The organism is Streptomyces sp. ADI95-17, assembly GCF_003846175.1.
Taxonomy (GTDB): Bacteria; Actinomycetota; Actinomycetes; order Streptomycetales; family Streptomycetaceae; genus Streptomyces; species Streptomyces sanglieri.
Genome location: NZ_ML123055.1, coordinates 96875 through 103051 on the forward strand (window position 1 = coordinate 96875; position 6177 = coordinate 103051).

Annotated in this window: 8 protein-coding genes; all 8 read right to left on the bottom strand. The window is 72.1% G+C overall.

All coding sequences use genetic code 11. From position 1 onward, the window contains the following. Positions 1-157: 157 nt before the first annotated feature. Positions 158-460 (bottom strand): hypothetical protein, encoded by a 303-nt coding sequence (locus EES42_RS41875; protein WP_241196934.1) that lies wholly within the window; start codon positions 458-460, stop codon positions 158-160. 88 nt (positions 461-548) lie between these two features. Beyond that, positions 549-749 carry a hypothetical protein gene (locus EES42_RS41880; RefSeq protein WP_124723454.1) on the bottom strand — a complete coding sequence of 67 codons (201 nt, stop codon included), beginning with the start codon at positions 747-749 and terminating at the stop codon, positions 549-551. Positions 750-943: 194 nt separating this feature from the next. Next, positions 944-3565: a hypothetical protein gene (locus EES42_RS41885; protein WP_124723455.1), complete on the bottom strand. Its 2622-nt coding sequence runs from the start codon at positions 3563-3565 to the stop codon at positions 944-946. Positions 3566-3743: 178 nt separating this feature from the next. Then, positions 3744-4328, bottom strand: coding sequence for a DUF6197 family protein (locus tag EES42_RS41890; protein ID WP_124723456.1), 585 nt, complete (start codon positions 4326-4328; stop codon positions 3744-3746). Between the two features lie 143 nt (positions 4329-4471). Further along, positions 4472-4648, bottom strand: a complete 177-nt coding sequence (locus EES42_RS45365; protein ID WP_164495542.1) for a hypothetical protein — start codon at positions 4646-4648, stop codon at positions 4472-4474. Further along, complete coding sequence (locus tag EES42_RS41895; protein WP_124723457.1) at positions 4641-4862, bottom strand: hypothetical protein; 222 nt, start codon at positions 4860-4862, stop codon at positions 4641-4643. The genes EES42_RS45365 and EES42_RS41895 overlap by 8 nt, the downstream gene beginning before the upstream one ends. A gap of 113 nt (positions 4863-4975) precedes the next feature. Next, the gene (locus tag EES42_RS41900) at positions 4976-5326 is read right to left on the bottom strand and encodes a hypothetical protein (RefSeq protein ID WP_206433880.1); all 351 of its coding nucleotides are present in this window, start codon (positions 5324-5326) and stop codon (positions 4976-4978) included. Positions 5327-5506: 180 nt separating this feature from the next. Continuing rightward, positions 5507-6106 carry a WhiB family transcriptional regulator gene (locus EES42_RS41905; protein ID WP_124723458.1) on the bottom strand — a complete coding sequence of 200 codons (600 nt, stop codon included), beginning with the start codon at positions 6104-6106 and terminating at the stop codon, positions 5507-5509. Positions 6107-6177: the final 71 nt, after the last annotated feature.

Consider the following 6177-nt stretch of genomic DNA (forward strand, 5'->3'; position numbering starts at 1 on the left):
CTGCCCCGGGGCGGCGGGACCGGTTCCGGGCTCGCGGACGGCGGAGCGGGCGGCGCGGACGGCGGCGGAGGGGGTGTTGCTCTGTCGGTGCGCTCGCCGGACAGCTCGACGGTAGTCGGCTCGATCGGCTCGGTGTGGCGAATGTGCGTGGTGTCAGTCATCGCCGGGCCCCTGCCTCATCCGTGCTGGTCACGGCGTCGGTGGTGCCATGCCAGGCGTGGTGGAGCAAGGCCCGCACCTGCAGCTCGGCCAGGTCTACGGCGGCCGGGCCGATGGGCGCGGGGGCGGGGGTGGTGGTGGCGGGCTGGCACCCGTCGGGCAGCCGCGGCGGCACCATGGCGGGATGCGGGACGACGAGGAGCGGGCCGGGCAGACGGGTGACGGTGACAACCGGCGTGGCGAGGCGCCGCAGGTGGTTCAGGCGGCGCGGACGGCGGATATGCAGGCAGGCGAACAGCACAAGCGCTCCAAGAATTGACGCCGCAGGGCCGCACCGGGTGTCGGTGCGGCCCTGCGGGAATGTGTGGATGAATTGTGGTGAGGGCTGGTCAGCGGGTGCGCCACCAGCCGCCGCGGTCCTGACGGGAGCGCTCGAACGCCTCCCACGCCTGGCCCTGCCGGTCCGCCGCCCTGGCGTTGCGGTGGTGGCCCTCGCGGCGCTTACGGGCCGCCTTCTCGCTCGCGGACTCGCGGTCGCTGTACTGCTGTGCGAGGTCCCGGTCGTTGCCGATCAGGCCGAAAAAGGCCATGGTGAACACGCTCCTGACGCGGTGTTGGGGGTGATGGAGCCGCTCCTGGCCGAGCCCTGGTAAGCGGGCCGGGAGCGGCTTCGGCCCTGACGGCCGTGGCACACCACCAGTCGTCGCCGGTCCGGAGCGATGCCGGTGGCGGGGCTGGTGGCGACCATGCAGTGTCAGGACGTGGTGCGGTCCGGACCGCCGGGTCAGCGGTCCGTGTGCTGCTTGAGGGCGACCGCGATCTGGCCGGCGCGGTCCGTGGCGATGGACCCGCCCTCGCTCCGGACCGCGTTCGCGATGTTGGACCGGTTGAGCGCCTTGCCTTCGGACCGGAGCCGGTCCAGGGCGGTCCGTTCCAGGTCCGTGAGCGTGATGACGGTCCGGTCCGGACCGCCGCCCGTTTCCCGGCCCGGACCGAAACCGCTGCCTCGGTCCGAACCGTGCGCCGGTCCGGACCGGTCCGAGTACTGCGGCCCAGGGAAGGGAGTGGCGGTCCGGACCGTCACGCCGCGTGTGGTGGGTGTGGTGTGAGCAGCGGGCACGCTCGCCGAGGTCCGGTCCGGACCGGACCCGGTCCGCAGGTCAGCACATGCGTGGGCGGTCGGACCGGGTTCCAGCGCGAGCACCGGACCGGCACTGCGGTCCGGGCGGTCCGTGGCCCGGACCGGTCCGTGGACCGCGTTCCGGCCGCCCGGACCGGACCGGACCGCGTACGGGTCCGTCCGGACCGAACCGGGTGTTCCCGCGCTGTCGGCCGGTCCGGTCCGGTCCATGCGGGTGAGAGTGAGGACCGTGGGGATGGCGGCCGGACCGTGGTCGTCGGTCCCGATGCGGGGGACGACGACGCGGTGCAGGGCCCGTCCGGTCCGGACCGCCTTGCGGTCCGCGAGGTCCGCACCGGCCGCGGTCCAGGCCCGGTCCAGGGTGGTCAGACGGGCGTCGGTAATCGCGAGGGACCAGGCGGTGAAGCTGTGGACCGGGTAGCGGACCCAGCGGACCATGCCGATCGAGGGCCGCGCCTTGGCGACCTTGCCGTCCTCACGGAGCTTGCGGCGGTGGATCAGCGACGCGTAGAGCTCCCACAGCACCATCCCAACAATGCTCATCGCGGCAAAAGCCACGGCCTTCGGGGTGAAGTGCCAGTAGGTGATCTGCTCCGTCCACGCCTGGGCCGCGTCGTCCCACACCCGGCTGCCGGGTGTGGGTTCGCCAGAGGCGTGCCAGAAGTTCATGACCGCGGCGCCGAGGGCGAAGGTCCAGGTGGAGACCCGGTAGAGGGTTCCGGCATCACCGCCCCGGCGGGCCTGGTGGTACATCCACCCGACAAACGCCGTCGACAGCTCCCACGCGGCGGCGAAGAGGATCGTGAACGGCATGACCCAGCCGAGGATGTCCCCGGCGAACCCGGCCTGCCCGGTCCACGCGACCGCCATCGGCGCGGTGATCGGACCGATCACCATCAACCGTTCCGCGTTCACCTTGACGAACTTCTTGACCCGGTCCGCCATGGCCGGCTGCCCGGCCCGACGTACAGACCGTGTCTCACGGGCCTTCGCCGTCCGGGCATCCTTCTCGTCCCGCCTCGCTGTACGGGCCTCGTACTTCAGGCGCTTACGTTCCAGCGCCTGCTCGGTCCGTGAAGTCGCCCGCCGCATCCGGGCAGCTGCTTCTGCCAGGACGTCCTCAGCGGCCTTCAGCATGACCTCCGCGTCCGCTTCCCTCACCCTGGCCTGCGCGAGGACGGTCTCAGCGGCCTCAAGATCGGCGTCCCGCTTCGTCCGGGCCTGCTCCACGAGCCGGTCGGCGGCCTCGCGAGCGGTGCAGGTGGTGCGTTCGGCGTCCTCGGCCGCAGTCGCCCGCAGCCGCTTGACGTCCTCCTCGGCCAGACGCCGAACACGGGCAGCTTCCTGACGGGCCGTCTCCTGCTCCCGGGCCGCGTCCTCACGCATCCGGGCGGCAGCCGCGCGTGCCTCACGCAGCTGCCGCTCACTCTCGGACGCCGCCTTCGCCCGGACAGCCTCCAGCTCCTGACCGGTCGACGCACGCAGTCCGACCGACACCTCCTCGGCCTCCTCCCGCACCCGGGCCGCCTCAGCCTGCGCCAGGTCCCGCACAGATGCGGCGTCAGTGCGGGCGGAGGCGAGCTGCTGCTCAGCCTCCACACCCGCCCGGTCCAGAACACCCTGAGCGGTGGCCCGGATCGTGGCGGCCTCGTCGGCGGCGGCTGCCAGGAGTGTCTGAGCCTCACGGCGGGCGGCGGACCGAATCTGTTCGGCCTGTGCCTGGGCGCGTTGCTCGATCGCCGTGCCGCTCCGGGCGGCTTCCGCACGGTGGCGCGCTGCCAGAGCCCGTGCCCCCGTCCGCGCGTCCTTCACATCGCTGCGGGCCTGGTCACGGATCTGGTCCGCGTCCCGGGTCGCCGCGGTGCGAGTGATATCGGCGTCGGCCGTGGACTCACGCAACCGCCGTCCTGCCTCTTCGACGACATCGTTCATCACCTGGCGGGCATGACCGTCAGCCGCCGCGCGAACGGCGGCTGACTGGCGGCCCGCTGCGTCGAGCAGGTCCTGGGCGCGGAGCTCAGCGTCGGCCAGGACCTGCTGCGCCTGGCAGTGCGCGGTCTCCCGTACGAAGTCGGCGATGTCAGTGGCACGGTCCCGGGCATCGGCGATGACCGGGTCGGCCGCCGGCCACGGACCGGAGACGACAGCCGGTCCCTCGGGCTTCGCGATCCGGGCGGGAACGGTGGAGGGCTTCGGGGTGGTCTTGCGGGTCCGGGCCGGCGGCTTGCGCCGGGCCGACGACTTCGAGCGGGCGGCGGTCGCCACAACACTCTCCTTTCACTCAAAAAGTGGGGGGCGGCGTTGGGCCTGCCCCGACCTGGCCATACGCACGGCCGGTGGCCCGTCGTGCGGGCCACCGGCCGTGAACAATGCAAGGGGCGGGCATGGAACTGCTCCCCGGTACCGCGCTGCGGGAGCGGCACGGGGAGAGGGGAGCGGTCGGTCAGGGTGCGGTGGCCCCGACGGAGTCGGTGGACGGCCCGTGGGCGCGGGCGAACGCAGCCCCGGCGGTCAGCAGCGCGACGATGTCCTCGTGGGTGCGGACCAGCCTCTCCGACCACGGGAAGGCGCGGGCAGAGGCGGATCCGGTGTGGGCCCGGACAATGACGTCCAGGACATTCCCCGCGATCCATGCGGTGTCCGGGTCGCCCTGGTCACCCCCGCCGACACGGTTCAGCGCGGTACTCAGCGAGTGCCGCGAGACAGGGGTGTCGATCTCGTCCCGGATCAGCCGCAGAAGGGCCCGGACCATGTCCTTGACCGTCATTCCGGCGTCGTCGGCGGGGAGGTCAGTGCTGGTCGGGGTGGTGTAGGTCATGGTCCGGGTCCAGCCGTCCTGGTCGAGAAGGACGATGGTGGCGCCCAGGTGGCGGGCCACGGCCTCACCGGTGGACTGCTCACCGGACGGGCCAATCCAGAGCGGGCTGTAGGCATCGTCAGCGAGGACGGCGGCAGCAGTCAGCGTCTCGTCGCTGAACACCACCGCGGCGGCGGTGGTGTTCAGGGCGGGGGTGGTGCTCGTGGTCATGTGATCCTCACGATCGCGGGAAAGGCGGCCGGAGTCCGGCCGGAGCAGGGGAAATCCCCGGCGCTCTCCGCCGGCCCCACCCGGTAAAAGGGGCGGGGACGACGGGCTACGCCGGTACAGGTGGACCGAGAACCCGAAGTCCGTCAGCGGCTGCGGGTGCGCAAGAAGCGGAGGAAGGCGTCCTGAAGGTCGACGAACCGCTGGTACAGCGGTATTCCGTCCGGGCAGTGCTGCCCGGACCCGCAGGGCGAGCAGCCCTTGCGATGGGCACGCCACGCGTCGCTGGCGTGGATGTAGCGGGTATGCAGGTCGTCAGCCACGGCGGCCTGCCTGGCGGTTGGGCATGAGCGGTGGAGCCTCTCGGGCGGGAGCGAGGTGGGTTTCAGTGACGGGGTGGCCGGCGTCCCAGGCCCTGGCGGCCGCCGTGGCGGCGACCGCGAGCAGGGCAAGAGTGAGCGGGTGGGCCAGACCGCGTGTGGTGATGGCCCGGACCGCGTGATGTTGTGCGGTCCGGGCGGCTCGTATGGGGTGCACGCGCTACTTCTTGCCTCCGCACGGGCAGGGCTCGTGCACCACGGACTGATACTTCTTGCCATCAGCCCCGACGTGATTCACCGTCACCAGGCGCGGGGGGTGTCCGCAGGAACTCACCGGATCACCGTCCTGTCGGAGACCGAGGGGAAGCCGCAGATGCACTTCCAGAAGCCGCAGATCGCGCACGCGTCGTCTGCCGACTGGAAGGTAAGCGGGCGGGTGAGGAGGAGTACCAGCTGGCGCTCGTGCCCGGGGACCATCTCGGCGAGCGTGCGGCGAGCACAGCGGCCGGCGGACCGGGCGCGGTGGTCGCCGTCGGTCACCAGGTGCCCAACGATCTGGTGGAACTGGTCGGTCTCGTCGCGCTCGTAGCCGGAGCCGTTGTGTCCGCTGCTCTCGTCTTCGCGGTGGATCTCATCGATGTCACTGGCCTGCGCCTGCAGGGGAGTTGCCATAATGCTCATGCGGATCAGCTCTCCTTGCTCGGAGGATCCGTGCTGGCCCCCGGCACGCATGGCGTCTTCAGCGCCGTGTCGGGGGCCTGCCCCGTTTCCGGGGCAGCGCACGGTGGGGTTCCTGTAGCCCCACGCCGACACCAGCCCGCGATGCGGCGGGCTGGGGACGACGTGGAGAACAGGAGCAGGTCAAGCCGCGACCACGAGGGCTCCGTCGTCTCGGGCAAAGACGAAGTCGAAGGTGACGTCGGCGCCGGCCGCGTTGTAGACGGCGATGTCCCAGGCCTCGCCCCGGTCAGCAGCGCGCATGGCCATCGCCCCGATCCTCTCCACCGCGTCGCGCCGCAGGCCCAACTTGGTGACCGGCCCGACGTCCATCGCGTAGGCGAGTGTGTACCGCTCGCTGCGGGCTGCGGCGTCGAGCTCCAGGAGGTGCTGCCGGTCGGCCGCGGTCGCGGCGGCGAGACGGCCGGACTGGCGGATCTCCCGGTCGACCGCCAGGTCCTGCCCGGTACGGCCGCCACGGACCAGGCCGTCGCTCGCCCGGTCACCGGCCCCGTCGCGCAGCGCAAGCTCCTCGCACGCCGGCCGAACCGGGCACGCGGCACACAGCTTCTGGGCGGCCGCCCGCTGCACCGCCCAAATCACGGGCGGCGCACTGCCGTTACGGTCGAGCAGATCGCGGTACTGCTCCCGATCGCCGCAGCGGGCGCTGGCGGTGACGGCGGCCTGGAGCACGGGGCGGCGAGCGTGGCGGGCGGCTTCGGGGGCAATCCTGTTGAGCGTCACAGCGGGGTCCTTCCGTTGCGGGCAGCGTGATGACCCCCAGAGCGGGGCTTGGGGGTTGTTTGTGGTCCTGG